This is a genomic window from Methylobacterium longum (assembly GCF_022179385.1).
In the GTDB taxonomy this organism is placed as follows: Bacteria; Pseudomonadota; Alphaproteobacteria; order Rhizobiales; family Beijerinckiaceae; genus Methylobacterium; species Methylobacterium longum.
Genome location: NZ_BPQS01000014.1, coordinates 37,798 through 64,749 on the forward strand (window position 1 = coordinate 37,798; position 26,952 = coordinate 64,749).

Sequence of the window (26,952 nt, forward strand, 5' to 3'; positions counted from 1 at the left end):
GGTGATCCTGTCCCCGGGGAGTCCGCATGGCCTACCGTCACGTCGTCGGCCCACGTACCCACGCCTTCGCCGACCTCGCCACGCTGATGGCGAAGGCGACGCCGGTCCGGTCCGGCGACCGGCTCGCCGGCATCGCGGCCGGATCCGCGGAGGAGAACGCGGCGGCCCGCTGGTGCCTCGCCGAGGTGCCCCTCGCCGAGATCCTGGCGCGGCCCCTGATCCCCTACGAGGCCGACGACGTCACCCGCCTCATCCTGGACACCCACGACGCAGCCGCCTTCGCGGAGATCAGCCACCTGACGGTCGGCGATTTCCGCGAGTTCCTGCTTACCGCCGCGCCCGAGACGCTGGCGCGGATCGCACCCGGCATCACCCCCGAGATCGCCGCCGCGGTCTCCAAGATCATGCGCAATCAGGACCTGATCTCGGTGGCGCGGAAGTGCCGGGTGGTGACCCGCTTCCGCAACACGATCGGCTTGCCGGGCACCCTGGCCGTGCGGCTGCAGCCGAACCACCCGACCGACGATGCGCAAGGCATCACGGCGGCGATCCTCGACGGGCTCGCGTATGGCTGCGGCGACGCGGTCATCGGCATCAACCCGGCATCGGATTCCGTCCAGGCGATCGGCGACCTCCTGCAACTCCTCGACGCGGTGATCCAGCGCCACGCGATCCCCACGCAGGCCTGCGTGCTCACCCACGTCACGACCACGCTCGCCGCCATGGAGCGGGGCCTGCCGGTGGATCTCGTCTTCCAGTCGATCGCCGGCACCGAGAAGGCCAATGCCAGTTTCGGGGTAACACTCTCGATGTTGAAGGAAGCCCATGCGGCGGCATCGGCGCTCAAGCGCGGCACGATTGGCGACAACTGCATGTACTTCGAGACCGGCCAGGGCTCGGCGCTGTCGGCGGATGCGCATCACGGCATCGACCAGCAGACCCTGGAGGCACGGGCCTACGCGGTGGCCCGCCCCTTCCGACCGCTGCTGGTGAACACGGTCGTGGGCTTCATCGGCCCCGAATACCTCTATGACGGCAAGGAGATCATCCGGGCCGGACTGGAAGACCATTTCTGCGGCAAGCTGATGGGCGTCCCCCTGGGCGTCGATGTCTGCTACACCAATCACGCCGAGGCCGATCAGGACGACATGGACACCCTGCTGACGCTGCTCGGCGCGGCCGGCTGCACCTACATCATGGGCGTACCGGGGGCCGATGACGTGATGCTGAACTATCAATCCACGTCGTTCCACGATTCGCTCTACCTGCGCGAGGTGCTCGGCCTCAGGCGCGCCCCGGAATTCGAGGCGTGGCTGCACGGGCTCGGGCTCACGGACGGCGCGGGAGCCCTGATCCAGGGCGCGGAGACGCCCCTCCTGTCCTCGGCGCCCGGTCTCGCCGCATGACAGACGGCGTGGGCGACAACCGCGCGATCTGGGCACGTCTCGCCGGACTGACACCGGCCCGGATCGGGCTCGGCCGCGCGGGCAGCGGGCTGCCCACCCGCGCGGTGCTGCGCTTCGGCCTCGATCACGCCCAGGCCCGCGACGCCGTGCACGCGCCGCTCGAGGCCGCGGCCCTCGCGGGCAGGATCGCGGATCTCGGTTTCCCCACGCTGACGGTCGCCTCGCAGGCGCCCGACCGGGCGACCTACCTGCGCAGGCCCGATCTCGGACGCCGGCTCGCGGCGGAGGATCGTGTCGCGCTCCAGGGTGAGGCCGACGGCGCCGATCTCGCCGTAGTGGTCGCGGACGGTCTGTCGGCCCGGGCGGTGCACGAGAACGCCGCGCCGGTCCTGGCGGCATTCGGGACCCATGCCGGGAAGGCGGGGTGGACGCTGGCGCCCGTCGTCATCGCCCGGCAGGCGCGGGTGGCCCTCGGGGACGATATCGGACAGGCGCTCGGCGTGCGCGCCGTCGCCGTCCTGATCGGCGAGCGACCCGGCCTGTCGTCACCCGACAGCCTGGGCATCTACCTCACCGTCGGCCCACGGCCGGGTCGCTCGGACGCCGAGCGCAACTGCATCTCGAACGTGCGGAGCGCCGGCCTCGCGCCCGATCTCGCGGCATTTAAGCTCGCTTGGCTGCTGGCGCGCGCGCTCTCCCTCGGTCTCACCGGCGTGACACTCAAGGACGAGAGCGACCGCGCCCTGGCGGCCCGGGGACCTGCGCGCCCGCTTCCCGACGCGGACGGAACGTCGGACTGAGTTCGGAGCGGGGCCGGCGTCGCTGGAGCCGGCCCGGACATGCTCCGGCGCGAGCCCCGTCCCGACATTTGCCTCAGGCTGCGGACCCGCGCACTGATCGGGGCGGCACGATCCCGGACCGGCCGCCATGGACGCCCGGCACCGGCTCCGGCCGAACGCGAACGCCGTGCCGCGGCCACCATGCGGTCTGTCCCAGCGTGATTGACCTTGGCCATTTCTGATCTCGCGAAATGGCCCCAAGCGTGGCTGTGGCGGGGTCGCAACACCGTAAAACGATCCCGGCTCCGCCCCGAGACCTGCCCGTAAACGCCGCGATCCCGCCATAGTCCGGGCCCACCTCAAGATCCGCGGTAAACGGCAATTTCGACAACGCTTTACCGTTCGGAAAAGAGGACTTCCCGAGCAGGCGGACGACCCATCCGGCGCATCGCGAACGGCGAGGCGCCACGGTCCTGCGCACCTTCGGGATTGGCTGTGCGAAGGCTTGGTCTGAAGTCATGGTGACGCGTTTGAACGACAAGTCGAAGCTGCCGAGCCGCCACGTCACGGAGGGGCCCGACCGCGCCCCGCACCGCTCCTACCTCTACGCCATGGGCCTGACCCGTGAGCAGATCCACCAGCCGCTCGTCGGCGTCGCCTCCTGCTGGAACGAGGCCGCGCCCTGCAACATCTCGCTGATGCGCCAGGCACAGGCGGTGAAGAAGGGGGTCGCCGCCGCCAACGGCACGCCGCGCGAGTTCTGCACCATCACGGTGACCGACGGCATCGCCATGGGCCATGGCGGCATGCGCGCCTCGCTGCCGTCCCGCGAAGTCATCGCGGATTCGGTCGAGCTGACCATGCGCGGCCACGCCTACGACGCCCTGGTGGGCCTCGCCGGATGCGACAAGTCGCTGCCGGGCATGATGATGGCGATGGTCCGGCTCAATGTGCCGTCGATCTTCATCTACGGCGGCTCGATCCTGCCGGGCTCGTTCCGCGGCAAGCCCGTGACCGTGCAGGATTTGTTCGAGGCGGTCGGCAAGGTCGCGGTCGGCGACATGAGCCTGGAGGATTTGGACGAGCTGGAGCAGGTCGCCTGCCCGTCGGCCGGCGCCTGCGGCGCGCAATTCACCGCCAACACCATGGCGACCGTCTCCGAGGCCATCGGCCTCGCGCTGCCCTACTCGGCCGGTGCCCCGGCGCCCTACGAGATCCGCGACAAGTTCTGCGCCACCGCCGGCGAGAAGGTGATGGAGCTGCTCGCCAAGCAGATCCGCCCGCGCGACATCGTCACCCGCAAGGCGCTGGAGAACGCCGCCACCGTGGTCGCCGCCTCCGGCGGCTCGACCAACGCGGCCCTGCACCTGCCGGCCATCGCCCACGAGTGCGGCATCGAGTTCACGCTGTTCGACGTCGCCGAGATCTTCCGGCGCACGCCCTACATCGCCGACCTGAAGCCCGGTGGCCGCTACGTCGCGAAGGACATGTTCGAGGTCGGCGGCATCCCACTGCTGATGAAGACGCTGCTCGATCACGGCTTCATGCACGGCGACTGCCTGACGGTCACCGGCCGCACCATCGCGGAGAACATGGACCGCGTGACCTGGAATCCCGACCAGGACGTCGTCTACCCCGCCAACAAGCCGATCACGGCGACCGGGGGCGTCGTCGGCCTGAAGGGCAACCTCGCGCCCGAGGGCGCGATCGTGAAGGTCGCCGGCATGGCCGCCGAGAAGCAGGTCTTCACCGGCCCGGCCCGCGTGTTCGACGGCGAGGAGGCCTGTTTCGAGGCCGTGCAGGCGCGCACCTACAAGGAAGGCGAGGTTCTGGTCATCCGCTACGAGGGGCCGCGCGGCGGTCCGGGGATGCGCGAGATGCTGTCCACCACTGCGGCCCTCTACGGTCAGGGCATGGGCGACAAGGTCGCGCTGATCACGGACGGGCGCTTCTCCGGCGCCACCCGCGGGTTCTGCGTGGGCCATGTCGGGCCGGAGGCTGCCGTCGGCGGTCCGATCGGCCTGATCCGCGACGGCGACATGATCACCCTCGATGCGATCCAGGGCACGCTCGACGTCGCTCTCTCGGACGAGGAACTCGCCGAACGTCGGAAAGCCTGGACGCCGCGGACCAACGCCGCGACCTCCGGCTATCTCTGGAAATACGCGCAGGGCGTCGGGCCGGCCTTGTACGGCGCCGTCACCCATCCGGGAGGGGCCAAGGAGACGCAGAGCTATGCGGACGTCTAGGACTGACCTCAGCCGGCGTCAGGCGCCGGCCGGGGTCGATCCCGGTCGGATCCGACTCAGGCGCGCGGGCAGGATCGCCGCCGGGGCCTGGGCATTGGCCCTGCTCGTCGTGCCGACGGCCGCGCCCCGGGCCCTCGATGCCAGCATCCGCACGCCGGTCCAGGTCCCGGCTCAGGTGCCCGTGGCCGACAAGGGCTACCGGTCGGCCAAGGACGCGCTCCGGGCGGGCGTGCGCGAGTACAATGCCGGCGACAAGCAGGGCGCCGCACGGGCGCTGGAATACGCCGCGGGCCAGGGTCATGCCCTGGCGCTGTGGAAGCTCGGCCGGATGTACGCCGAGGGCGACGGCGTGCCCCACGACGACCTGAAGGCGTTCGAGTTCTTCTCCCGGATCGCCGACGCCAGCACCGATGACGGCCCCGATCCGCAGAATTCCGCGGTCCTCGGCAGCGCCTTCACGGCGCTCGGCACCTACTTCCTGGAGGGGATCAAGGGCAGCTACGTGCGCCCTAACCCCGAGCGCGCCTACGACATGTTCAACTACGCGGCGTCGTATTACGGCGACCCCAACGCGCAGTACAATCTGGCCCGGCTCTACCTCGACGGCACCGGCGTCGAGTCCGATCCGCGGCAGGCGGCGCGCTGGTTCAACCTTGCGGCCGAGAAGGGGCATCACCCCGCGCAGGCGCTGCTCGGCGACATGCTGGTCAACGGCCTCGGCGGGATCCCCATCCAGCGCGTGAAGGGCCTGATGTGGCTGTCGCTGGCCCGCGAGGGCGCGGAGAGCCGCAAGGACGATTGGATCGTCGGGCTCTACGACAAGAACTGGGCGGCCGCCAACGACGACGACCGCGCCGAGGCGCAGACGCAGCTGCAGACCGTGGGTTCGATCAGGCGGCGGCGCTGACCGCCGCCTGATCCGCGATCCTCAGCCCTTCTTGGCGGCCTGCGCGGCCTGGAAGGACGGGCGTGCCAGGGTTTCGGCGACGTAGCCGGCGAGCTTGGGCCAGCGGCCCGCGTCGACCTGCGCGTCGGCCACGTGGAAATTGTAGAAGCCGGTGGCGATCGAGATGTCGGCGATGCTGAACGCGTCGCCCACGAGGTACGGGCCCGAGATCTGCCGTTCCAGGTAGTCGAACAGCGGCGGCAGGTCCTTGTCGAGGGCCTTGGTGACGGCGGCCTCGTCGGTGGGCTGACCCATCATGTTGGGCTTCAGCACCCGCTCGACGAACGGCACGATCAGCTTCCCGAACAATTCGGTATCGCCGAACTTGTCGAACCAGACCGCGCGGCCGAGGGCCTGCGGATCGGTCGGCACCAGGGCCGGCGTCGGGTGCCTGCGCTCGAGGTACCAGAGGATGGCCGACGAATCCGCGAGCCTGAACCCGTCGACCTCGACGGCCGGGATCTTGCCCAGGGGGCTCGCCGCCTGGAAGTCGGGATCCGGCGCGTGAAACATCACCGGCCGGTGCTCGTAGGCGACGCCCTTCTCGGTGAGCGAGACCAGAACCTTGCGGACGTAGGGCGAATAGCCGGTACCATAGACGATCAAGCGGAACTCCCAGGATTGAAGGGCACGGCCGCGACCTTGCGCCGGCCCGTCCCGGCAATCTAGGGCAGGACTCAGCCGGCGGAGAGTTCGACCGTCACCGGCACGTGGTCGGAGGGCTTGTCGAGACCGCGCAGGTGCTTCTGCACCGAGGCCGAGATCAGCCGGTCGGCCGCCTGGGGCGACAGCAGCAGGTGGTCGATGCGGATGCCGGCATTCCGCTGCCAGCAGCCGGCCTGATAGTCCCAGAACGTGTAGAGCCCGTCGCGCGGATCGCAGGCGCGCAGGGCGTCGGTGTAGCCCTCGGCTAGAAGGACCCGGAACGCGGCCCGGCTCTGGGGAAGGAAGAGGGCGTCGCCGCGCCAAGCCTCGGGATCGGCTGCGTCGGCGGGCTCGGGGATGACGTTGTAGTCGCCCGCCAGGACCACCGCGATCTCGTCCGCCATGATCGCCCGGGCGTGAAGCCGGAGACGCTCCAGGAAGGCGAGCTTGTACGGATATTTCGGACTGTCCACCGGGTTGCCGTTGGGCAGGTAGATCGACGCGACCCGCACCGGCCGCGTCTCCGTGCCGGTCACCAGCACCTCGATGTAGCGGGCCTGCTCGTCGGACGCGTCGCCGGGCAGGCCGCGCCGGAGGGAATCCGGCGCGATCTCGAGGGGCTTCCGGACCAGGAGCGCGACGCCGTTATAGGCCTTCTGACCCAGCGTCTCGACCGCGTAGCCGGCGGCTTCAACCTCGGCGCGCGGGAAGGCTTCGTCTTGGCACTTCAACTCCTGCAGGCAGACCACGTCGGGCCGCGCCTCCTCCAGGAAGGCGAGGAGATGCGGCAGCCGCTGCTTGATCGAATTGACGTTCCAGGTGGTGATCCGCATCGCCTCGCTTCCGGTCGCCGCCGCGCCGTCATCCGCGCTTCGCCGCGCCCTGACAAGGCCATCCCGGCGCAAGATCGGAATACTAGGGTCGCGGGATGGATTGGTTCGAGCCGATCAAGGCCTATTGCGAGCGGAACGACCCGGGCTTCTGGGCCGAACCGGCCAACGCCCTCTCGAACGGCGCCTTCCTGCTCGCGGCGGCCGCCTCGGCGCGGCGCGCCTTCAGGGCCGAGCCGCCGGACCGCGCCTGTCTCGCCCTCGCGGGCCTGATCGCCGTGGTCGGCCTCGGCTCGTTCCTGTTCCACACGCTGGCGATCTACGCGGCGCTGCTCGCCGACGTGATCCCGATCGCGCTCTTCATCTACGCCTACCTGACGCTGGCGCTGCGTCGATTCCTGAGGCTCAGTCCGACGCGCGTCGCCGCGGCAACCGCCGGTTTCGTCCTGTTCGGCTTCGCGCTGACACCGATGCTCGACGGGCTGGCCGGTGCCGACGTTTCGAGCCTGACGAACGGCTCGATCGATTACCTGCCGGCCCTGCTCGCGCTGTTCGGCATGGCCGCGGCCGTGCTAGGCCGGCCCGAGGCGCGCATCCTCAACACCGGGTGGCGGCTCGCCGGCATCGGCGTACTGTTCCTGGTCTCGCTGGTTGCCCGCACCGCCGATCAGGCAGTCTGTGCCGCGTGGCCGACGGGCACGCACGCGCTCTGGCACCTCATGAACGCGGCCGTCCTCTACGCGCTGGTGGCGACCGCCATCCGTCATCGCGAGGCCGCCGGATGAGCCGGTCCCGGGCGCCCGGCGGTTTCCTTGCGGCCCGTGCGGAATTCTTGCAGAAGTGCGCCGCATCGGGCGCCCGGTCCATCGCGGCTGCCCGGGCACGGAAAGGGTGATGACAGTGAGCTTTCGCCTCGGGATCGCCGGGCTCGGCACCGTCGGTGCGTCCGTGGTCCGGATGGTCGAGCGCCGCCGTGCGGCGCTCGCTGCGGCCGGCCTCGACATCCGCGTCGCCGCGGTCTCCTCGCGCGACCGCAGCCGCGACCGCGGCCTGGATCTCACCGACGTGGCGTGGTTCGACGATCCCGTGGCGCTGGCGCGATCCGGCGACGTCGACTGCGTCGTCGAGCTGATCGGCGGCGCGGAGGGCCCGGCCAAGGCGGTCGTCGAGGCCGCGCTCGGAGTCGGCAAGCCGGTGGTCACCGCCAACAAGGCCCTTCTGGCGCGTCACGGCGCGGCCCTGGCCGCGCTCGCCGAGGAGAACGGCGTGGCCCTCGCCTTCGAGGCGGCGGTGGCCGGCGGCATCCCGGTGATCAAGACCCTGCGGGAGGGGCTGCCCGGCAACACGATCTTGCGCATCTACGGGATCCTGAACGGCACCTGCAATTACATCCTCAGCCGCATGGAGCGCGAGGGCCTCACCTTCGAGGCCTGCCTCAAGGACGCACAGGCGCTGGGCTACGCCGAGGCGGACCCGACCTTCGATGTCGAGGGCTTCGATACCGCGCACAAGCTCGCGCTCCTGACGAGCCTCGCCTTCGGCACGGCCGTCGATGCCGACGGCGTGTCGGTGGAGGGAATCTCTCGGGTTCAGCCCCTGGATCTGCGTATGGCGGACGAGCTCGGCTACCGGATCAAACTGCTCGGCGTGGCGCAGGCGGCCGAGGCCGGGATCGAGCAGCGCGTTCACCCGACGATGGTGCCGAAATCCTCCGCGATCGCGCAGGTCATGGGCGTGACCAACGCCGTGACCATCGATGCCGACGCGGTCGGCGAATTGACCCTCATCGGGCCCGGCGCCGGCGGCGAGGCCACGGCCTCCGCGGTTCTGGCCGACATCGCCGACGTCGCCCGCGGCATCGTGCGCGCCACCTTCGGAATCCCGGCCTCGGCGATGAGCGCCAGCGAGCGGGTCGAGATGCAGCGCCACGAAGGCGGCTACTACATCCGCCTGACTGTCCACGATCGTCCCGGTGTCGCGGCCGGTGTCGCCCAGCGCATGGCCGAGCGGGAGATCTCCCTGGAGAGCATCCTGCAGCGTCGGACCGAGAGTGCCGACACCGATCCACGCGGGCGGTCCGGGCGGCCCGTGCCTCTCGTGCTGATCACCTACGCGGCGACCGAGGGCAACATCCGGGCTGCGCTCGACGCCATCGGCGACGACGGGCTGCTGGCCGAGCCCCCGCAGGTCATCCGGATCGAGCGGGAGTAAAACAACCTGTGAGTGCTATTCGCAGGTTGATGCATGTTATTCGACCACGGTAAGCGGGCCTTAGACTGAACGCCCGACGCCCGGCGGCGTTCAAACCGGGATCCGACTTCAAGATCGGGCCCGGACAGAGGCAGGAAACGATGGCTGACGCCCCCAGGTCCGCGCAACGCGGCGTGCCGCGCACGCTCGCCCTCGAACTCGCCCGCGTGACCGAGCGCGCCGCCATCGCGGCCGCACGCCTGCGCGGCAAAGGCGACGAGAAGGCCGCGGATCAGGCGGCCGTCGACGCGATGCGGGACGAACTCAACCTGCTGCCGATCCGCGGGACCGTCGTGATCGGGGAGGGCGAGCGCGATCAGGCGCCGATGTTGTTCATCGGGGAGACGTTGGGTCGGGGCGACGGGCCCGAGGTCGACATCGCGGTCGATCCGCTGGAGGGCACGACGCTCTGCGCCAAGGACATGCCGGGCGCGATCGCGGTGATGGCGATGGCCGAGCGCGGCTCGCTGCTCGCTGCCCCGGACGTCTACATGCAGAAGATCGCCATCGGTCCGGGCTATCCCGCGGGCCTCGTCGATCTCGACGCCAGCCCCACCGAGAACATCGCGGCGCTCGCCCGTGCCAAGGGTGTCGACCCGCAGCAGATCACCGCGCTGATCCTCGACCGGCCGCGGCATGCCGCCCTGGTCGCGGAGGTGCGGGCGGCGGGCGCGGCGGTCCGCCTGATCTCGGACGGCGACATCGCCGGCATCATTTTCACCGCGAGCCCCGAGGATACCGGCATCGACCTGTATCTCGGGACGGGTGCCGCCCCCGAGGGCGTGCTGGCGGCGGCCGCCATGCGGTGCATCGGCGGCCAGATGCAGGGGCGCCTGATCCTCGACACGTCCGAGCGCCGTCGCCGCGCGGCGGAGATGGGCATCGCCGATCTCGACCGGAAGTACGACCTCACCGATCTGGTCAGCGGCGACGTGATCGTGGCCGCCACCGGCGTCACCGACGGGGCGCTCCTGCGGGGCGTGCGGTTCCGGCCCGACCGGATCCAGACGGAAACGCTGGTTTACCGGTCGGAAGCCGGTACCGTCCGGCGGATCCTCGGGGAGCACCGGCGCGGGCTCAGCTGAAGCGTCGCGCGGCCGCTGCCGCGCGGCCTCAGTTCAGGACGACGACCTTGCTGCCGACGTTGACGCGGCTGAACAGGTCGATGGCGTCCTGGTTGATCATCCGGATGCAGCCGGAGGAAACGCTCTTGCCGATGGAGAACGGCTCGAGCGTGCCATGAATGCGGAACAGCGTGTCCTTGTTGCCCTGCCAGAGGTACATGGCCCGTGCCCCGAGCGGATTGCGCAGGCCGCCCGCGACGCCCAGGCCGCTCTGAAGCTTGTCGACCTCGCCGGCGAGCTTCGGGCTGCGCGCGATCATCTCCTTGGGGGGGTACCAGTCCGGCCAGGCCTGCTTGGAATTGACCGTGGCGCTGCCGGACCACGAGAAGCCCTGCTTGCCCACGCCGACACCGTAGCGCCGGGCCCGGCCGTTCTCCTCGACCAGCGTCAGCTGGTGCGCCCGCGGGTCGACGATGATCGTGCCCGGCTCGTAGGGCCCGCGGTAAGCGATCTCCTGCCGGAGGTAGGCGGGGTTCATCTTCTTATAATTGAAGGCCTGGACCGGGAACACGTCGTCGGCGATCGGCCCATAGGCCTTGGCGTAGTCGATCGGCTCGTTGTCGGGTGCGCGAAGCACCGCCTTGGCCTTGGCGGCCTCAAGCGGTGACAATCCCTGGGCGCCCGGTGCCGCGCCTGGACGGGCCGGCTCCGACAGGGGAGCGTCCAGACCCGCGGCCGGCGGGGGGGCGGCCGGGGGCGCGCCCGGGGTCGGGCGGACGAAGTCGGTGCGCCCCGTGTAGGGCAGGTAACGATCGCCGCGCCGGACGTAATACGCGCCGTTCTGATCCCGGTAGAGCTGTCCGTCGTCGCCGAACCCGTCGATCCCGGATTCTCCGACCGGTCCACGGCCCTGGGCCTCGGCGGTCGAGGCGAGGGCGAGAACGGCGAAGCCGGCCAGGAGAAGGCGGCGGATTGGAACGGACATCGTACGGATTTCCCTGGATGGCGACACCGGCTTCTGCGACGGCGCGCGATCGAGCCGGCACGCACGAAGTCGTGGGGCAGCTCAATCCGCGGCTTAGCAAATATCGCGCATCGCCGCCAAGTTGCAGGAGGGACTATCGGGGCGTTCGCCGGGACTCTCGATCGCTTTCTCCCCATGGGTGTTGCTGCTGCGCCTCAATGGTCTGAGGCCCGCTGCGCGGTGCGCCGCCCGTTTGCTCGGCAACGCCTGCCCGGATTGCGGGCACCGGCTGATCCGGCGCCGGCCAGACGCCGCGTCGCCGCGGTGCCGGCTCCGCAGACCGGAAGCTTGGCACGCTTGCTGCAATGACGGAGGGGCCGCGCCTGATGCGGCCGGGAGCAACGACGCTCCAACAGCGGACGGTGTGAGTCCGGTTCCCCGGCATGAGCGACCGCGTGACGGTTCGCCCACTCAAGACGAGCACCAGCTATGGCCAGCTTCAAGACAGTGATGAAGTCGGGTCACCCCCCGACGCTGTTCGCGGCGTTCCTCTACTTCGATTTCTGCTTCGCCATCTGGGTCCTGAACGGGGCCATGGGTCCGTTCATCACCGAGACCTACAAGCTCACGCCGGCCCAGACCGGCTTCATGATCTCGCTGCCGATCCTGGCCGGCGCGCTGATGCGCTTCCCGCTCGGAATTTTGGCCCAGTATATCGGCCGCAAGAACGCCGCGATCACTGAGATGGGCGTGATCATGCTGGCGATGGCCTACGGCTACCTGTTCGTCTCCTCGTACAACGACGTGCTCGCCATGGGCGTGCTGCTCGGCATCGCCGGCGCGTCCTTCGGCGTGGCGCTGTCGCTCGGCTCGGGCTGGTATCCGCCCGAGCACAAGGGGCTGGCCATGGGCATCGCGGGGGCCGGGAATTCCGGTACCGTGCTGGCGGTGCTGTTCGCTCCGCCGCTGGCCCAGGCCTACGGCTGGCAGACCACCTACGCCTTCGCGGGCGTCGTGATGCTGCTGCCGCTCGTCGTCATGATCGTCCTGGCGAAGGAACCGCCGGATGCCGAGCACCAGTCGTTCAAGGAGCACGTCTCCTGCCTGTTCACGAAGGACGGCTGGGCCTTCTCGCTGATCTACGTCATCACCTTCGGCGGCTTCGTCGGCCTCTCCAACTTCCTTCCGACCTTCTTCTACGAGCAGTTCGCCGTGACGAAGGTCGAAGCCGGGCGCCTGACCATGCTGGCGGCCTTCATGGGGTCGGGCATCCGGATCGTCGGCGGCTACTTCGCCGACCGGATGGGCGGCATCGCGGTCCTGTCGGTCGTGCTGCTCGCGGCGATCGCCACGTTCCTGTCGCTGACCGCGACCCCGTCCCTCGCCCTCACGACGCTCCTGTTCATGCTGTGCTTCGCGGCTCTCGGGGCGGGCAACGGCGCGCTGTTCCAGCTCGTCCCCCTGCGCTGGCCCAACAACACGGCGGTGGCCGGCTCGATGATCGGCGAGGTCGGTGCCCTCGGCGGCGCGATCCTGCCGAACGTCATGGGCCTGTCCAAGCAATATACCGGATCGTTCTCGTACGGCTTCATCGGCTACGCGGCCTTCGCGGCGATCGTGCTCGGCTGCCTGGCGCTGTGGCAGCGCAAGTGGGTCGGAAGCTGGGTCGGTCCGCGCGGCAAGGCGCTCGGCACCGCGGCCGAGGCGGAGCAGGGCCAGCTTCGCCCCGCCACAGCCTGAGCGGATCGCGTCCCGCCGCTAGAGGAGCACCTGGAACGGGGACCCTCGCGGTCCCCGTTTCCCGTTGCGGTGCCCGACCAATTCGCGCGTCGCGGTCAGTTCAACGGTTGCCTTCTGCCTCGCGACGCGTTTGAATAATGCATTACGAGAGAGCGCCCGACCGCGTGGTCGAGGCGCCGGGCGACCCTGCGCGGTGCCCACCCTGGGAGGAACGGTCGATGTCGAAGCGCTTCAGCGCCACGAACGGCGTGCTCGGCCTGCTCTGCGTGATGTACTTCATCACCTACCTGGACCGGGTGAACATTGCGACGGCCGGCGCGGAGATCATGCGCGAGTTCGGCATGTCGAAGACCGATTTCGGCCTGATCCTGTCGGCCTTCGCGTACCCTTACGCGATCTTCCAGGTGATCGGCGGCTCCGTCGGCGACAAGTTCGGCGCGCGGCGGACGCTGCTCGCCTGCGGCGTGATCTGGGCGACGGCCACGATCCTGACCGGCATGGTCGGCGGCCTCGTGAGCCTGTTCATGGCCCGCGTGCTCCTGGGCTTCGGCGAGGGCGCGACTTTCCCGACGGCCACCCGGGCCATGCAGAACTGGACGGCGCCCGGTCGGCGCGGCTTCGCACAGGGGATCACCCACGCCTTCGCGCGGCTGGGCAACGCGGTGGCGCCGCCGATCGTCGCCTTCCTGATCTATCATTTCGGCTGGCGCACCAGCTTCGTGATCCTCGGCGCCGTCAGCTTCTTCTGGGTGGTGGCCTGGTGGCTCTACTTCCGTGACGACCCGTCCGACCATCCGGCGATCACCCGCGCCGAACTCGAGACGCTGCCGGAGCCCCGCAAGGTCGGCGCGAAGCAGAGCGTGCCGTGGGGCGCCCTGACCAAGCGGATGCTGCCGGTGAGCATCACCTACTTCTGCTACGGCTGGACGCTGTGGCTGTTCCTCGGGTGGCTGCCCAGCTTCTTCAAGGAGAACTACAGCCTCGATCTGAAGAACTCGGCCCTGTTCGCCTCCGGCGTCTTCTTCGCCGGCGTGGTGGGCGACACGGTTGGCGGCTTGATGAGCGACTCCATCCTGCACCGGACCGGCAACGTGAAGCTCGCCCGCCTGTCGGTGATCGTCGTCGGCTTCCTGGGCGCGGCAGCCAGCCTCGCGGGCGTGTTCATGACCCGCGACCTGACCCTGGTGGCGCTGCTCCTGTCCTCCGGCTTCTTCTTCGCCGAGCTGGTGATCGGGCCGATCTGGTCCGTGCCCATGGACATCGCGCCGAAATATGCCGGCACCGCCAGCGGCCTGATGAACACCGGCTCGGCCCTCGCGGCGATCGTCTCGCCGATCGTCTTCGGCGTCATCGTCGACCTGACGGGGAGCTGGACGCTGCCGTTCGTCGGTTCCATCGGCCTGTGCCTGCTCGGGGCCGGGCTCGCCTTCACGATGCATCCCGAGCGGGAGTTCGTGGATCCCGTCACGCCGCCGGTCGGTCCCGCAGCCACCGTCCCGGCCGGGGAGTAGGCGCCATGGCGGGGGCGACGAAGCGGTCCGGTCCGCTCGCGGGGATGCGGGTGATCGAACTCGCCCACATCATGGCCGGCCCGGTCTGCGGGCTGATGCTCGCCGACATGGGCGCGGAGGTCATCAAGGTTGAGAAGATGGACGGCGACGACACCCGTCGTACGGTTCCGCCCGCCCTGGAGGGTGAGAGCGCCGCTTACATGATGATGAACCGCGGCAAGCGCGGGATCAGTCTCGACCTGAAGGATCCGGACGGCGTGGCCGTGCTGCGGCGCCTGCTCGGCGGGGCCGATGCGCTGATCGAGAATTACCGGGGCGGCACAATGGAGCGCCTCGGGATCGGCTACGAGACCCTGCGCCAGGAGTTCCCGGAACTCGTGTACTGCTCGCTGTCGGGCTTCGGCCGCACCGGGCCCTACGCTGATCGCGCCGGTTTCGATCTCGTCGCGCAGGGCATGAGCGGGCTCATGTCGGTGACCGGGGAGGGGCCCGGCCGGCCGCCGATGAAGTGCGGACCGCCCGTGACCGACATCACCGCCGGCATCCTGGCGGCCATGGGCATCCTGGCGGCCTACGCGAACCGGCTCCGGACGGGACAGGGCCAGGCCGTCGACACCTCGCTGTTCGAGGCGGGGATCACCCACACCTACTGGCAGTCGGCCATCGCCATGGCGACCGGGATCGCGCCCGGGCCGATGGGCTCGGCCCACCCGCTCAACGCGCCCTACGAGGCGGTCGAGACCGCCGATGGCTGGATCACCATCGGGGCGGCCAACCAGACCAACTGGCTGCGGCTCCTGAAGGCGATCGGCGCCGAGGCGCTCGGTGAGGATCCCCGGTTCGCGCTGAACCGGGACCGGATGGCCAACCGGCACGAACTCGCCGCGACCCTCGCCCCGGTCTTCCGCGCCCACGGTTCGGCGGAGTGGCTGGCGCGCCTGGAGGCCGGCGGTGTGCCGGCCGGCCCGGTGCTCGACGTCAACGCCATGCACCGGGATCCGCAGACGCTGGCCCGCGAGATGGTGGTCGAGGTCGATCATCCCCGCGTCGGCCGGATGAAGACGCTGGGGCTGCCTGTGAAATTCTCCGCCACGCCCGGTCGCGTGCACGGGCCTGCCCCGTTGCTCGGCGAGCATTCCCGGGCGATCCTCGCGGAGGCCGGTTACGCGGCCGCCGAGATCGACGGCCTGATCGCACGGGGTGTGGTCCGCGAGACCGTCGCCTGACCCCGCCGAACGGAGACCGTGCCATGCAAGCCGCGCCCGCGACAGACGAGCTGCTGTTCACGACGGACGAAGCCGGCATCGCCCGGATCGTCCTCAACCGGCCCCAGGCCCGCAACGCGATGACCTTCGCGATGTATCAGGGCCTGATCACCTGCTGCGAAGCGATCACCGACGACCCGGCCGTGAAGGCGCTGATCATCACGGGTGCCGGCGACAAGGCCTTCGCGGCCGGAACCGACATCGCCCAGTTCCGCAGCTTCAACACCGCCGAGGACGCGCTGGGCTACGAGCGCTTCATGGACCGGGTGCTGGGCTCCCTGGAGCGACTCCGGGTGCCAACCATCGCGGCGATCGCGGGCGCCTGCACGGGCGGCGGCGCGGCCATCGCGGCCGCCTGCGACCTGCGCGTCGCCACCCGCGACGCACGCTTCGGTTTCCCGATCGCGCGGACGCTGGGCAATTGTTTGAGCCAGGGCAACCTCAAGCGGCTGTCCGACCTCATAGGCCCGGCCCGGGTCAAGGACATCATCTTCACCGCGCGGCTCGTCGGAGCCGAGGAGGCCCTGTCGATCGGGCTGATCGGCGAGGTCGTCGAAGATCGCGCCGCGCTTACCGAGCGGGTCGATGCGCTGGCGCAGCTCCTGGCCGGGCACGCGCCGCTCACCATGCAGGCCACCAAGGAGGGGCTGCGGCGCCTCGCCGAGGAGGAGGCGCCGGAAGAGGGCGCGTCGCATCCGGGCGATGACCTCATCCTGATGTGCTACATGAGCCAGGACTTCCGCGAGGGGATGGAGGCGTTCCTCGGTAAGCGCCCGCCCAATTGGACCGGGCGCTGAGCGCAGCGCTCAGCCCGGTGCCTGACAGACATCGACCCAGGTGGCGCCCGTGAGCGCGGCCATGCGCTCCGGCGCGATGCGGACGGCGCTGCAGGCGCTGCCCGCGGCCGGAACCACCGCGTCGAACGCCTTGAGCGAGACGTCGCAGTAGATGCGTAGCGGAGCGGCGAGCCCGAACGGGCAGACACCGCCGACCGGGTGGCCCGTGATCGCCTCGACCGCGTCGAGATCGAGCATCCGGACCTTGCCGCCGAGCACTGCCTTCGCCTTCCTGTTGTCGAGGCGGACATCCCCGCGGGTCACCACCAGGACGACCTGATCGCCGACCCGGAGCGAAAGCGTCTTGGCGATCTGCGCCGGGTCCACGCCGTGGGCGACCGCGGCTTCCGCGACGGTGGCGGTCCGGGTGTCCAGTTCCACGACCGCGATGTCGGGCGACCTCTCGGCGAAGAAGGCCCGGACCGATGCGAGACTCATGAACGATCCTGATACGGCGAATACGATAGCCCGCAGCGAGGCCGGGGTGCGGGTCTTGGCGCGGTGCGCGGCGACCTGGGCATCCGTTCCCGCGGACGCGACCGTGACGATCGCACGAGGACGCACCTCGCCGCCGCCGGCCGACCAGTCCTTCATCCTACGACGCTTCGAGGACGCTTCGAGGACGCTTCGCGAGGGACGGAGCGGCTCGCCGATCGCTCCGCGCGATGACGAAGCGGTGATCTCGCCGGCCGGCGCATGGACCTCGCATCATCGCCGCCAAGGTCGAGGCGCCGCGGAAGGGCGCTCTCTCTCTCCCACGGAGGGCAGAGGGAGATCCGCGGCGGACGCTCGGGATCCTACCGCGTCGAGGCCAGCAGCAGGTCCGGCAGCCACATGGCGATCCCCGGCACGAGGCAGAGGATGAAAATCGCCACCGCCATCAGCAGCACGAAGGGCAGGGTGCCCCAGATGATGTCCGACAGCGGGATGTCCGGCGCGATGTTCTTGATGACGAAGATGTTGAGGCCGACCGGCGGGTGGATCAGGCCCATCTCCATGGTGATGGTCATCACCACGCCGAACCAGACGAGGTCGAATCCGGCGGCCTTCAGCGGCGGCAGGATGATCGGCGCGGTCATCAGGATGATCGAGACGGGGGGCAGGAAGAAGCCCAGCACGATCACCAGCGCCAGGATCGTCAGCAGAAGCAGCCAGGGCGAGAGCTGCATCGCCACGATCGCCTGCGCGGCCGCCTGCGAGATGTGCAGGTAGCTCATCACGTAGGCGTAGAGCAGCGACATGCCGATGATCAGCATCAGCATGGTCGATTCCCGCAGCGTCGCCGTCAGGATCGGGCTGACGTCGCGGAACCGCCACACGCCGTAGATGGCGGCGATTAGCCCGAGGGCCAGCAGGCCGCCGAGGCCGGCGGTCTCCGAGGGCGTGGCATAGCCGCCGTAGAGCGCCACCATCACGCCGGTGAGCAGGACCACGAAGGGCAGGACCCGCGGCAGCGTCGAGAAGCGCTGCGCCATGCTGTACTGGTCATCGGTGAGGATCGGCGAGGTCGGGCCGCCGTTCTCCAGGATCGCCTTCGCGGTGGCGTATTCGGACCGGAACCGGATCATCGACCAAGTCGCGAACAGACCGACGAGCAGCAGCCCCGGCCCGATCCCCGCGAGGAACAGGCGCCCGAGCGACTGCTCCGCCGCCACCGCGTAGAGGATCATCGTGATCGAGGGCGGCAGCAGGATGCCCAGCGTACCGCCGGCCGCGATGATCCCGGCTGCGAAACCCGGCGAGTAGCCGCGCTTGCGCATTTCCGGGATTCCGGCCGAGCCGATCGCCGAGCAGGTCGCCGGGCTCGATCCGGCCATCGCGGCGAACAGCGCGCAGGCGAAGACGTTGGCGATGCCGAGCCCGCCGGGGATCCGGTGCATCCAGGCGTGCATGGCCGAGTAGAGGTCTTGGCCCGCCCGGGACCGCCCGATCGCTGCGCCCTTCAGGATGAACAGCGGGATCGACAGCAGGGTGATGGAGGCCATCTCCTCGTAGACGTTCTGCGCCACCGTATCGAGCGAGGCGCCGGGCATGAACGCCACCATGAAGGCCAGCGCCACGAAGCCCAGCGCGAACGCGATGGGGATGCCCGAGAGCATCGCGCCGAGGGTCGCGCCCGCATAGAGGAAGCCGATCGCCGCGGTGCTCATCGTTTTCCCTTCGCGGCCACGGTCTGTCCCATCGGATCCGGGCCCTCGGGCTCGAGGTTGCGGTTCAGATCGGCACCGAGCCCGATCTTCGGCTTCGCCCAGCCCGCGGCGCGGGGTCCGTAGGCCAGCGCCTCCGCGATCTGGAGGACGAATTGCAGGCAGAGGAGGCTCATGCCCAACGACATGAGCGTGTAGGGGATCCAGAGCGGCGGTCCCCAGGTCGATTGCGAGACCTGGCCGTCGACCCAGGCCTCGTGGTCGAGGGACCAGCTCTTCCATGCGAAGAACAGGCAGAAGGTGAGGCTGATCACGTCCGCGAGGAGGAGCCGGATCCGGTTCACCGTCGGCGACAGCAGCCCTGTCAGGGCCTCGATCGCCACGTGGCCGCGCTTGGCCTGCACGCCCGCGGCCGACAGGAAGGTGGCCCCGATGATCAGGAACACCGCCATCTCGTCCTGCCAGTCCGTCGGCTCCTTCAGGACGTAGCGGACGACCACGCTGTGGGTCAGCACCAGGCAGGCGGAGACGAGGCAGAGGCCGCCGAGCGCCAGGATCACCCGGTTGAGGAGGCGCATCGCCCGGTCGAAGTGGCCGAGCAGCCCGGGCAGGCGGGGTTCGTCGGCGGCCTGCCCATCGGGGGCCGCGGTAGCCGCGTCGAAGCCGTGGCTCACGCGACCTGCTCCGCGAGCTTGAGCAACTCGGCGCAGGTGGCGTTCTTGCCGGCGTAATCCTTCCAGGCGGTATTCCGGGCGAGATCGCGCCACTGCCCGAGCGACTTTTCATCCAGCTGCGAGACCTTGGCACCCGCCTTGGTGAAGATCTCCTCGACCCGGGTGTCATCCTCCTTCGCGCCGGCCTGCCCGAACGATTCGAGCTCGGTGCCCACCGCCATGATCAGATCCTGCTGGTCCTTCGGCAGCCCGGAGAACACGGTCTTGGACATCATGATCGGCTCGAGCATGAACCAGTACGACCGCTCCCGCCCGGAGGTCAGCGCCTTGGCCAGCTCCTCCAGGCGGAACGAGATCAGGCTGGTGGACGAGGTGATCACCGCGTCGCACGCGCCGGTCTGCATCGCGGCGTAGGATTCGTTCGACGGGATCGACAGGGTCGCGGCGCCCGCCTCCTTCATCATCATGTCCATCTCGCGCGAGCCGCCGCGGACCTTCATGCCTTTGGCGTCCGCCGGAGCGACGAGCGGGCGCTCGCGGCTGGCGACCCCGCCCGCCTGCCAGACCCACGAGACCAGGATGATGCCCTTCGCGTCGAGGATCTCGGCCAGCTTGCGTCCCACCGGGGCGCTCTTCCACGCCACAGCCTGGGCGTAGGAGGTCACCAGGGCCGGCATCAACCCGATGTTGAGCTCCGGCACCTCGCCGCCCGCGTACGGGCTCGGATACAGCGACATGTCGAGCGCGCCCTTGCGCATGGCGCCGAACTGGGCGTTCGTCTTCATCAGCGAGGAGCCGGGATAGACCTGAACCTCCAGGGCGCCCTTGGAGCGCTCGTTCACGATCTTGGCGAACTTCCGGCACATGCGGTCGCGGAAGTCGCCTTCCTCGATCGTGCCGCCGGGGAACTGGTGGGACAGCTTCAGCGTCGTGGCCGCCTGCGCCGATCCGAGGCCGAACTTCAGGACCACGGGTGCCGCGAGGGTGGCTGCGACAAGCGAACGACGAGTCGGCGTCATCATACTCTCCCGCACCGCAAACACAGCGGCTTAGTATTGTGCGCTGCAATATTGCGGCGGCTTCGTTGTATGCATGAATGACTGGCTTGTATATTTTGTCAACGCTTCAGCATAATGCATCGACGTGTCAGCGGCCTGACAGCGCTGAGTCGCGTCAGGTGCGTCGTCCGGATCCTGAGGGAGGTTGCCGGAGAATGAACCATACCCAGCGTCTGAGACAGCGGATCGAGGACGAGATCGTCTCGGGCGAGCTCGCGCTGGGCTCGCGGCTCGACGAGAACCAGCTCGCGGCGCGGTTCGGGGTCTCGCGCACGCCGATCCGCGAGGCGCTCCTCCAACTGGCCGTCACCGGGCTGGTGCAGACCAAGCCCAGGCGCGGCGCGATCGTCAGCGCCCCCGAGCCCCATCTCCTGCTCGCGATGTTCGAGGCCATGGCGGAGATCGAGGCGGCCTGCGGCCGGCTCGCGGCGCGGCGGCTTGTGCCCGACGACGCGGCGGCTCTGCGCGCCGCCCTCGACGGGTGCCGGGCCGCGCTCGCGCTGTCCGACACCGAGGCGTATTACGCCGAGAATTACGTGTTCCACACCGTCGTCTACAGGGCGAGCCGCAACGCGTTCCTGGCCGAGCAGGCGCTGTCCCTCCACCGCCGCCTGGCGCCCTACCGCCGCCTTCAGCTGCGCGTCCGCCAGCGCCTGCCGCAATCGCTGGCCGAGCACGAAGCGATCGTCGCCGCGATCCTCGCCGGCGACGAGACCAAGGCCGCCGAGGCGCTGCGAACCCACGTCGTCGTGCAAGGCGACCGCTTCACCGACCTCGTCGCGGGCCTGCGGGCACCGAGCGCCGCCTGACCCGCGGTCGTCCCGGGGCGCTCAGACGTCCTCGGCCACCCCGTAATTGGCGGCGATCACGGACTTCTTCCCGCGGATATGCTCGCGCATCAGCACGGCGAGCGCCGCCCCGTCCCGGGCACGCAGCAGCTCGATCATCCGCTCGTGCTCGGCCACCGCCCGGGCCCACTGCGCCGCCGTCTGGTGCGCCGAGTAGCGCGAGCGCTGGATCCGGCCCGACAGGCCTTCGTAGATGTTCGCCAGGATCGTGTTGCGGCTCGCCGCCATGATGCCTTCGTGGATCCGGCGGTTGTGGCTGAAGTAGCCGGCCTCGTCGCTCGCCTTCCAGGCGGCGACCATGGCCTCGTGGTCGACGAGCAGCGCGTCGATCTCGGCGTCGGAGATCGTGCGGCAGGCGAGGTCCCCGGCGGTCGCCTCAAGGCCGGCGATGACCTCCATCATCTCCTCGAGTTCGGCATCCGAGATGCTCGCGACCCGCGCTCCCCGGTTCGGCAGCAGCTCCAGCAGCCCTTCCGTGGCCAGGATCTTGATCGCCTCCCGCAGCGGTGTGCGGGAGATCCCGAAGCGCTCCGTCAACTCGCTCTCGTTGATCCGCGCCTTCGGCTCCATCTCGCCGGATCGGATCAGTTCGCGCATCCGCTCCGCGACCTCGTCGTGGAGGTAACGGCGGCTGATACCGATCCCGGGCTCGATTTTGTTCATGGTCCCCCGACACACGGCAGGTCGCAACGACCTGTGCTCCATGTGTATGGGGCCGGCAATTCAGTGTCGAGGCACAAGGGCTTGATCCAGAACGCGAGCCACATGTTCCGCGCGGATGCCGAGGCCGTCGTGGATCTGATGACGACAGCTCGTGCCGTCGGCCACCACGAGATCGTCGGGCCCCGCGGCGCGCAGCGCCGGAAACAGCGACAGCTCGGCCATGGCGAACGAGGTGTCGATCGATTCCGGCCGGTAGCCGAAGGCACCCGCCATGCCGCAGCAGCTCGACTCGATCACGCGCAGATCGAGCCCCGGCACGCTCCGCAGGACCGTCTCCACCGAACCCATCAGTCCGAAGGACTTCTGGTGGCAGTGGCCGTGCAGATGGGCGACGCGGCCGCCCTGATCGGCCAGCTTCAGCTCGATCCGGCCCGCCGCGAGATCGGCGGCCAGCAGTTCCTCGAACAGGACCGATTGCCGGCCCAGGAGCTTTGCATCCTCGCCCGGCAGCAGAGCGCCGAACTCATCACGGAAGGTGAGCAGGCAGGACGGCTCCAGGCCGACCACGCGCGCGCCGGCGCGGATGAAGGGCAGCAGGGTGTCGAGGGTCCGCCGCGCCTCTTGGCGGGCCCGGTCGGTCTGGCCGGAGGCGAGCCAGGTCCGGCCGCAGCAGAGCGGCCGCCGCCCACGGGGCGGGTCGACCCGGTGCAGGCGATAGCCGGCAGCCCGGAGCACGCGCTCGGCGGCCTCCAGGTTCTCGCGCTCGAAGGCGCGGTTGAAGGTGTCGCCGAACAGGATCACGTCGCGGAAGTCGCCCGCCACGTCGCCCGGATGGGCGGCCTCGCCCTGCTCGCTCCAGGGCCGCCGCCAGCGCGGGAGGGTGCGCCGCGCCGAGAGTCCGGCCATTCGCTCCGACAGGGCCGCGAGCACCGGGTACCGGTCGCGCAGGTTCAGGAGCGGCGCGAGCTTCGCCGCGGCTCCGGCGTAGAGCGGCATCTGGGCGATCAGCCGCTCCCGCAGCGGCAGCCCGTGCCGGGCGTGGTAGTGGTGCAGGAACTCGATCTTCATCTTGGCCATGTCGACGCCGGTAGGACATTCCCGGCGGCAGGCCTTGCAGGAGACGCAGAGATCCAGGGTCCGCTTCATCTCCGGGCTGGTGAAGGCGTCCTTGCCGAGCTGGCCCGAGATGGCGAGCCGCAGGGAATTGGCGCGGCCGCGGGTGAGATGCTGCTCGTCGCGGGTGGCGCGATAGGACGGGCACATCGCCCCGCCCACGAGCTTCCGGCAGGTCCCGTTGTTGTTGCACATCTCGACGGCCGCGCCGAAGCCGCCCCAATCCGACCAGTCGAGAGCGGTCTTCGGCGGCGCCGTCACCGCATAGTCCGGCTTGAAGCGGAACAGGTCGCGGTCGTCCATCTTGAGCGGCCGGACGATCTTGTTGGGATTGAGCCGGTTCTCGGGATCGAAATCGTCCTTCACCGCCTCGAAGGCGCGGGTCAGGACCGGCCCGAACAGGGGCTCGATGTATTCCGAGCGCGAGATGCCGTCGCCGTGCTCGCCGGAATAGGAGCCCTTGTAGCGGCGCACCAGCTCGGAGGTTTCCTCCGCGATCAGGCGCATCCGGCGCACGTCGCCCGCCTCCTTCATGTCGAGGATCGGGCGGACGTGAAGGCAGCCCACCGAGGCATGGGCGTACCACGTGCCGCGCGTGCCGTGCTTGGTGAAGACCGCGGTGACCGCATCGGTGTAGTCGGCGAGGTGCTCCAGCGGCACCGCGCAATCCTCGATGAAGGAGACCGGTTTCGCGTCGCCCTTCATCGACATCATGATGTTGAGGCAGGCTTCGCGCACCTCCCAGACCGCCCTCTGCCGGGGCGGATCGACCACTTCGACGACGGCGTTCGGAAAGCCGTGATCGGCCATGCAGGCATCGAGGCGCTTGAGGCCGCGCTTCAGGGCGGCGAGGTCGTCACCGGCGAACTCGGTGAGCAGCAGGCAGTTCGGCTTGCCCCGGGTGATGTCCGCGAGCGTCGTGCGGAACAGCGGGATGTCGGCCCCGAGCACCAGCACGTTGTTGTCGACCAGTTCCACGGCCACAGGGTCAAGGTCGACGATGTGCCGCGTCGTCTCCATGGCGTCGCGGAACGACGGGAAGTGGCAGACCCCCATCACCCGGTGCGCCGGCAGGCGGGACAGCCGCAGCGTCACCGACGTGGTGGCGGCAAGCGTCCCCTCGGAGCCCACCAGCAGGTGTGCGAGGTTCGGCCGGGCCTCGATCAGCGCATCGAGGTTGTAGCCGCCCACCCGGCGCTGGACCGTCGGATAGCGGGACACGATCTCGTCCCGGTGGCGCTCCGCGAGGGCGCACATGCGACCGGCGAGCGCCTCCGCTCGCGCCGAGCCGGTAACCCCCGCCGCATCGCCGCGGAGGCCGAAGGCGAAGCCCTCTCCGTCGTGGAACAGCGCCTCCATCGCCAGCACGTTGTCGCTCATCTTCCCGTAGCGCAGCGACCGGGCACCGCAGGAATTGTTGCCCGCCATGCCCCCGATGGTGCAGCGGGTTGCCGTCGAGGGCTCGACCGGGAAGAACCAGCCGTCGGCCTTCACCCGCGCGTTGAGCCGCTCCAGCACCATTCCGGGCTCGACCGTGATGGTGCCGGCCTCCGGATCGTAGGCCAGGACGCCGTTGAAATGGCGCGCGCAGTCGACGACGAGTCCCCGGCCGATCGGCTGGCCGTTCTGCGAGGTGCCGCCGCCGCGCATGATCACGGGGGCGCCGTGATCGGCGGCGATCCGCAGCGTCGCGGCGATGTCGGCGGCCGAGCGCGGCAGCACGACGCCCGCCGGCATGATCTGATAGATCGAGGCGTCCGTGCTGTAGCGCCCGCGCGTGAAGGCATCGAAGCGCGCTTCGCCCTGGAGCTGTTCCGCCAGCCTGCGCGCCAACCCGGCATCCAGGCGTGCTGCGGCGCGCGGCGCCGTCGCGGTCTCAGCCCTCGCGTCCGTCACGACTCAATCCTCCGGCGGCGGATGGCGTCCGCCGGAATTGGTTGTATTCAAAATTCACCGGATCGGAAATCGCCGGCCGGCGACCTGCGCGCTTCCGGCGCAACGACCGGAACGTCCGGCCGCGACACCGTCCCGGCCGAGCGGCGAGGGACAGCCGTCGCGGCGGCGCTCCCGTCCGTCTCAGTGATTGTCCCGCGGCACACCCGAGACCTGGGCGACCTTCTGGAACTTCACCGCACCCTTCAGCACCATGCCCTGGTCGAGCTGGCCCACCTGATCGCGGTAGATCTCCTGCCACGGCGTCTGTGTCGCTGGATAGGGGAAGCCGCCCCGTCCCGCGAGATCCGTCCGCCTGCGCTCCAGCTCCTCGGGTGGGAGCAGGATGTCGGCGCTGCGCCGGTTGAGGTCGACGCGTACGCGGTCGCCGGTCTGCAGCAGCGCGAGACCGCCGCCCGCCGCCGCCTCCGGCGAGGCGTTGAGGATGGCGGGGGTGCCGGAGGTGCCGGATTGCCGTCCGTCGCCGATACAGGCCAGCGACGTCACGCCGCGCCGGATGAGGGCGCCGGGCGGCTGCATGTTCACCACCTCGGCGGCACCCGGATAGCCGATGGGCCCGGCGCCGCGCATGATCAGGATGGTGTTCTCGTCGATGTCGAGGGCCGGATCGTCGATGCGGGTGTGGTAATCCTCCGGCCCGTCGAACACGACCACGCGGCCCTCGAAGGCCATCGGGTCCGCGGGGTTGCGCAGGTAACGCGCCGCGAACTCCTCGGAGATGACGCAGGTCTTCATGATCGCCGAATCGAACAGGCTGCCCTTCAGGTTGAGGAAGCCCGCCCGCTCCATCAGGGGCTCCCCGTAGGTGCGGATCACGTCGCGGTTCCAGCTGTGCCGGCCGCTGTAGTTCTCGCCCACGGTGCGGCCGTTGCAGGTCAGCGCGCCCTCGTGAACCTTGCCGGCATCGATCAGCTCGGCGAACACGGCCGGCAACCCGCCGGCGCGGAAGTATTCCTCGCCGAGCCAGCGGCCGGCGGGCTGCATGTCCACCAGCAGCGGAATCTCGAAGCCGACGCGCTCCCAGTCGTCGCAGCTCAGCGGCACGCCGATGTGCTTGGCGATGGCGTTGATGTGGATCGGGGCGTTGGTCGAACCGCCGATGGCCGCGTTGGCCACGATGGCGTTCTCGAATGCCTCGCGGGTCAGGATGTCGGAGGGCTTCAGGTCCTCCCAGACCATCTCGACGATCCGCTGGCCGGTGGCGTAGGCCGCCTGCCCGCGCTCCCGGTAGGGGGCCGGGATCGCGGCCGAGCCGGGCAGGGCGAGCCCGAGCGCTTCGGCGAGCGCGTTCATCGTCGAGGCCGTGCCCATCGTGTTGCAATGACCCGTGGAGGGCGCCGACGAGCCGACGATGTCCATGAATTGCTGGTAGTCGATATCGCCGGCCGCATGGCGCTCGCGGGTCTTCCAGACGATCGTGCCGGACCCGGTCAGCTCCTTCTGGAAGTAGCCGTTCAGCATCGGGCCGACGTTCAGCGAGATCGCCGGGATGTTCACGGTGGCGGCGGCCATCAGGCAGGCCGGCATGGTCTTGTCGCAGCCCGTCAGCAGCACGACGCCGTCGAGGGGGTAGCCGTACAGGACCTCCACCAGCGACAGGTAGGCGAGGTTGCGGTCGAGGGAGGCGGTGGGCCGCTTGCCCGTCTCCTGGATCGGGTGGCACGGGAACTCGAAGGCGACGCCGCCGGCGGCCGTGATGCCCTCGCGCACCCGCTTGGCCAGTTCGAGATGGTGCCGGTTGCACGGCGACAGGTCCGATCCGGTCTGCGCGATGCCGATCAGCGGCTTGCCCGAGCGCAGTTCCTCCGGCGTCAGACCGTAATTGAGGTATCGCTCCAGGTAGAGCGCGGTCATGCCGGGGTTGTGCGGGTTGTCGAACCAGGCCTTCGAGCGCAGGTCGGCGGGGGACACGCGGCGTTTATCGCTCATGGTCGGCTCCTCACATCGTCCGGGGGCAGGCGTACGCCGGTCGGTCACGCACGCCGCGGGCTTCGCCCTCTCGATCGGCCCA

General features: G+C 69.7%; 22 protein-coding genes. 12 read left to right on the forward strand and 10 right to left on the reverse strand.

The window, feature by feature from the left end:
- The first annotated feature begins 26 nt into the window (after positions 1 to 26).
- From MFF58_RS14540 to MFF58_RS14555, 4 genes are all read left to right on the forward strand, one after another.
- Positions 27 to 1,406, forward strand: a complete 1,380-nt coding sequence (locus MFF58_RS14540; protein WP_238289141.1) for an ethanolamine ammonia-lyase subunit EutB — start codon at positions 27 to 29, stop codon at positions 1,404 to 1,406.
- Positions 1,403 to 2,206 carry an ethanolamine ammonia-lyase subunit EutC gene (eutC, locus tag MFF58_RS14545; protein ID WP_238289142.1) on the forward strand — a complete coding sequence of 268 codons (804 nt, stop codon included), beginning with the start codon at positions 1,403 to 1,405 and terminating at the stop codon, positions 2,204 to 2,206. Before MFF58_RS14540 ends, eutC begins: the two co-directional genes overlap by 4 nt.
- A gap of 497 nt (positions 2,207 to 2,703) precedes the next feature.
- On the forward strand, positions 2,704 to 4,434 hold the full coding sequence (ilvD, locus tag MFF58_RS14550; RefSeq protein WP_238289144.1) for a dihydroxy-acid dehydratase: 1,731 nt from the start codon (positions 2,704 to 2,706) through the stop codon (positions 4,432 to 4,434).
- Positions 4,421 to 5,341 (forward strand): tetratricopeptide repeat protein, encoded by a 921-nt coding sequence (locus MFF58_RS14555; protein ID WP_238289146.1) that lies wholly within the window; start codon positions 4,421 to 4,423, stop codon positions 5,339 to 5,341. The genes ilvD and MFF58_RS14555 overlap by 14 nt, the downstream gene beginning before the upstream one ends.
- Before the next feature lie 21 nt (positions 5,342 to 5,362).
- Here MFF58_RS14555 and MFF58_RS14560 read toward each other — a convergent pair whose 3' ends face one another.
- A complete protein-coding gene (locus MFF58_RS14560) occupies positions 5,363 to 5,986 on the reverse strand; it encodes a glutathione S-transferase family protein (protein ID WP_238289148.1) in 624 nt (207 codons plus the stop codon).
- Positions 5,987 to 6,057: 71 nt separating this feature from the next.
- Complete coding sequence (xth, locus tag MFF58_RS14565; protein ID WP_238289150.1) at positions 6,058 to 6,858, reverse strand: exodeoxyribonuclease III; 801 nt, start codon at positions 6,856 to 6,858, stop codon at positions 6,058 to 6,060.
- Positions 6,859 to 6,953: 95 nt separating this feature from the next.
- Between xth and MFF58_RS14570 the strand changes: the two genes are divergently transcribed.
- The 3 genes from MFF58_RS14570 (at position 6,954) to glpX (ending at position 10,190) form a co-directional block, all read left to right on the forward strand.
- Positions 6,954 to 7,640 carry a ceramidase domain-containing protein gene (locus MFF58_RS14570; protein ID WP_238289152.1) on the forward strand — a complete coding sequence of 229 codons (687 nt, stop codon included), beginning with the start codon at positions 6,954 to 6,956 and terminating at the stop codon, positions 7,638 to 7,640.
- A gap of 109 nt (positions 7,641 to 7,749) precedes the next feature.
- Positions 7,750 to 9,066, forward strand: a complete 1,317-nt coding sequence (locus MFF58_RS14575; protein WP_238289154.1) for a homoserine dehydrogenase — start codon at positions 7,750 to 7,752, stop codon at positions 9,064 to 9,066.
- Between the two features lie 140 nt (positions 9,067 to 9,206).
- Positions 9,207 to 10,190 carry a class II fructose-bisphosphatase gene (gene glpX, locus MFF58_RS14580; protein WP_238289155.1) on the forward strand — a complete coding sequence of 328 codons (984 nt, stop codon included), beginning with the start codon at positions 9,207 to 9,209 and terminating at the stop codon, positions 10,188 to 10,190.
- 28 nt (positions 10,191 to 10,218) lie between these two features.
- On the opposite strand, the gene MFF58_RS14585 is transcribed toward glpX, so the two are convergent.
- Positions 10,219 to 11,154 carry a L,D-transpeptidase gene (locus tag MFF58_RS14585; RefSeq protein WP_238289157.1) on the reverse strand — a complete coding sequence of 312 codons (936 nt, stop codon included), beginning with the start codon at positions 11,152 to 11,154 and terminating at the stop codon, positions 10,219 to 10,221.
- A 468-nt stretch (positions 11,155 to 11,622) separates the two neighbouring features.
- On the opposite strand from MFF58_RS14585, the gene MFF58_RS14590 reads away from it, so the two are divergent.
- From MFF58_RS14590 to MFF58_RS14605, 4 genes are all read left to right on the forward strand, one after another.
- Positions 11,623 to 12,873, forward strand: a complete 1,251-nt coding sequence (locus tag MFF58_RS14590) for a nitrate/nitrite transporter (RefSeq protein WP_238289159.1) — start codon at positions 11,623 to 11,625, stop codon at positions 12,871 to 12,873.
- 218 nt (positions 12,874 to 13,091) lie between these two features.
- Complete coding sequence (locus tag MFF58_RS14595) at positions 13,092 to 14,384, forward strand: MFS transporter (protein WP_238289161.1); 1,293 nt, start codon at positions 13,092 to 13,094, stop codon at positions 14,382 to 14,384.
- Between the two features lie 5 nt (positions 14,385 to 14,389).
- Positions 14,390 to 15,610: a CaiB/BaiF CoA transferase family protein gene (locus MFF58_RS14600; RefSeq protein WP_238289163.1), complete on the forward strand. Its 1,221-nt coding sequence runs from the start codon at positions 14,390 to 14,392 to the stop codon at positions 15,608 to 15,610.
- 23 nt (positions 15,611 to 15,633) lie between these two features.
- Positions 15,634 to 16,446 (forward strand): enoyl-CoA hydratase/isomerase family protein, encoded by an 813-nt coding sequence (locus MFF58_RS14605; RefSeq protein ID WP_238289164.1) that lies wholly within the window; start codon positions 15,634 to 15,636, stop codon positions 16,444 to 16,446.
- A 9-nt stretch (positions 16,447 to 16,455) separates the two neighbouring features.
- On the opposite strand, the gene MFF58_RS14610 is transcribed toward MFF58_RS14605, so the two are convergent.
- The 4 genes from MFF58_RS14610 to dctP form a co-directional block, all read right to left on the reverse strand.
- Positions 16,456 to 16,923 (reverse strand): YbaK/EbsC family protein, encoded by a 468-nt coding sequence (locus MFF58_RS14610; protein WP_238289167.1) that lies wholly within the window; start codon positions 16,921 to 16,923, stop codon positions 16,456 to 16,458.
- A 359-nt stretch (positions 16,924 to 17,282) separates the two neighbouring features.
- Positions 17,283 to 18,635, reverse strand: coding sequence for a TRAP transporter large permease (locus tag MFF58_RS14615; RefSeq protein ID WP_238289169.1), 1,353 nt, complete (start codon positions 18,633 to 18,635; stop codon positions 17,283 to 17,285).
- Positions 18,632 to 19,306 carry a TRAP transporter small permease gene (locus tag MFF58_RS14620; RefSeq protein WP_238289170.1) on the reverse strand — a complete coding sequence of 225 codons (675 nt, stop codon included), beginning with the start codon at positions 19,304 to 19,306 and terminating at the stop codon, positions 18,632 to 18,634. The genes MFF58_RS14615 and MFF58_RS14620 overlap by 4 nt, the downstream gene beginning before the upstream one ends.
- A complete protein-coding gene (gene dctP, locus MFF58_RS14625; protein WP_238289172.1) occupies positions 19,303 to 20,325 on the reverse strand; it encodes a TRAP transporter substrate-binding protein DctP in 1,023 nt (340 codons plus the stop codon). Before dctP ends, MFF58_RS14620 begins: the two co-directional genes overlap by 4 nt.
- Before the next feature lie 194 nt (positions 20,326 to 20,519).
- Here dctP and MFF58_RS14630 point away from each other — a divergent pair, with 194 nt between their 5' ends.
- Positions 20,520 to 21,173 carry a GntR family transcriptional regulator gene (locus MFF58_RS14630; RefSeq protein WP_238289174.1) on the forward strand — a complete coding sequence of 218 codons (654 nt, stop codon included), beginning with the start codon at positions 20,520 to 20,522 and terminating at the stop codon, positions 21,171 to 21,173.
- A 21-nt stretch (positions 21,174 to 21,194) separates the two neighbouring features.
- Here MFF58_RS14630 and MFF58_RS14635 read toward each other — a convergent pair whose 3' ends face one another.
- The 3 genes from MFF58_RS14635 to MFF58_RS14645 form a co-directional block, all read right to left on the reverse strand.
- The gene (locus MFF58_RS14635) at positions 21,195 to 21,875 is read right to left on the reverse strand and encodes a GntR family transcriptional regulator (RefSeq protein WP_238289176.1); all 681 of its coding nucleotides are present in this window, start codon (positions 21,873 to 21,875) and stop codon (positions 21,195 to 21,197) included.
- Positions 21,876 to 21,935: 60 nt separating this feature from the next.
- A complete protein-coding gene (locus MFF58_RS14640; RefSeq protein ID WP_238289178.1) occupies positions 21,936 to 24,884 on the reverse strand; it encodes an FAD-binding and (Fe-S)-binding domain-containing protein in 2,949 nt (982 codons plus the stop codon).
- 180 nt (positions 24,885 to 25,064) lie between these two features.
- Positions 25,065 to 26,870: an IlvD/Edd family dehydratase gene (locus MFF58_RS14645; RefSeq protein ID WP_238289180.1), complete on the reverse strand. Its 1,806-nt coding sequence runs from the start codon at positions 26,868 to 26,870 to the stop codon at positions 25,065 to 25,067.
- Positions 26,871 to 26,952: the final 82 nt, after the last annotated feature.

What these genes read in the sequence shown, in the direction of transcription:
- MFF58_RS14630 (WP_238289174.1), top strand. Translation starts at nt 20,520, where the DNA reads ATGAACCATACCCAGCGTCTGAGACAGCGGATCGAGGACGAGATCGTC.
- MFF58_RS14570 (WP_238289152.1), top strand. Translation starts at nt 6,954, where the DNA reads ATGGATTGGTTCGAGCCGATCAAGGCCTATTGCGAGCGGAACGACCCG.
- MFF58_RS14610 (WP_238289167.1), bottom strand. Translation starts at nt 16,923, where the DNA reads ATGAGTCTCGCATCGGTCCGGGCCTTCTTCGCCGAGAGGTCGCCCGAC.
- MFF58_RS14555 (WP_238289146.1), top strand. Translation starts at nt 4,421, where the DNA reads ATGCGGACGTCTAGGACTGACCTCAGCCGGCGTCAGGCGCCGGCCGGG.
- MFF58_RS14600 (WP_238289163.1), top strand. Translation starts at nt 14,390, where the DNA reads ATGGCGGGGGCGACGAAGCGGTCCGGTCCGCTCGCGGGGATGCGGGTG.
- MFF58_RS14595 (WP_238289161.1), top strand. Translation starts at nt 13,092, where the DNA reads ATGTCGAAGCGCTTCAGCGCCACGAACGGCGTGCTCGGCCTGCTCTGC.
- dctP (WP_238289172.1), bottom strand. Translation starts at nt 20,325, where the DNA reads ATGACGCCGACTCGTCGTTCGCTTGTCGCAGCCACCCTCGCGGCACCC.
- MFF58_RS14645 (WP_238289180.1), bottom strand. Translation starts at nt 26,870, where the DNA reads ATGAGCGATAAACGCCGCGTGTCCCCCGCCGACCTGCGCTCGAAGGCC.
- ilvD (WP_238289144.1), top strand. Translation starts at nt 2,704, where the DNA reads ATGGTGACGCGTTTGAACGACAAGTCGAAGCTGCCGAGCCGCCACGTC.
- MFF58_RS14590 (WP_238289159.1), top strand. Translation starts at nt 11,623, where the DNA reads ATGGCCAGCTTCAAGACAGTGATGAAGTCGGGTCACCCCCCGACGCTG.
- MFF58_RS14540 (WP_238289141.1), top strand. Translation starts at nt 27, where the DNA reads ATGGCCTACCGTCACGTCGTCGGCCCACGTACCCACGCCTTCGCCGAC.
- MFF58_RS14605 (WP_238289164.1), top strand. Translation starts at nt 15,634, where the DNA reads ATGCAAGCCGCGCCCGCGACAGACGAGCTGCTGTTCACGACGGACGAA.
- MFF58_RS14585 (WP_238289157.1), bottom strand. Translation starts at nt 11,154, where the DNA reads ATGTCCGTTCCAATCCGCCGCCTTCTCCTGGCCGGCTTCGCCGTTCTC.
- MFF58_RS14615 (WP_238289169.1), bottom strand. Translation starts at nt 18,635, where the DNA reads ATGAGCACCGCGGCGATCGGCTTCCTCTATGCGGGCGCGACCCTCGGC.
- MFF58_RS14635 (WP_238289176.1), bottom strand. Translation starts at nt 21,875, where the DNA reads ATGAACAAAATCGAGCCCGGGATCGGTATCAGCCGCCGTTACCTCCAC.
- eutC (WP_238289142.1), top strand. Translation starts at nt 1,403, where the DNA reads ATGACAGACGGCGTGGGCGACAACCGCGCGATCTGGGCACGTCTCGCC.
- MFF58_RS14575 (WP_238289154.1), top strand. Translation starts at nt 7,750, where the DNA reads ATGACAGTGAGCTTTCGCCTCGGGATCGCCGGGCTCGGCACCGTCGGT.
- xth (WP_238289150.1), bottom strand. Translation starts at nt 6,858, where the DNA reads ATGCGGATCACCACCTGGAACGTCAATTCGATCAAGCAGCGGCTGCCG.
- glpX (WP_238289155.1), top strand. Translation starts at nt 9,207, where the DNA reads ATGGCTGACGCCCCCAGGTCCGCGCAACGCGGCGTGCCGCGCACGCTC.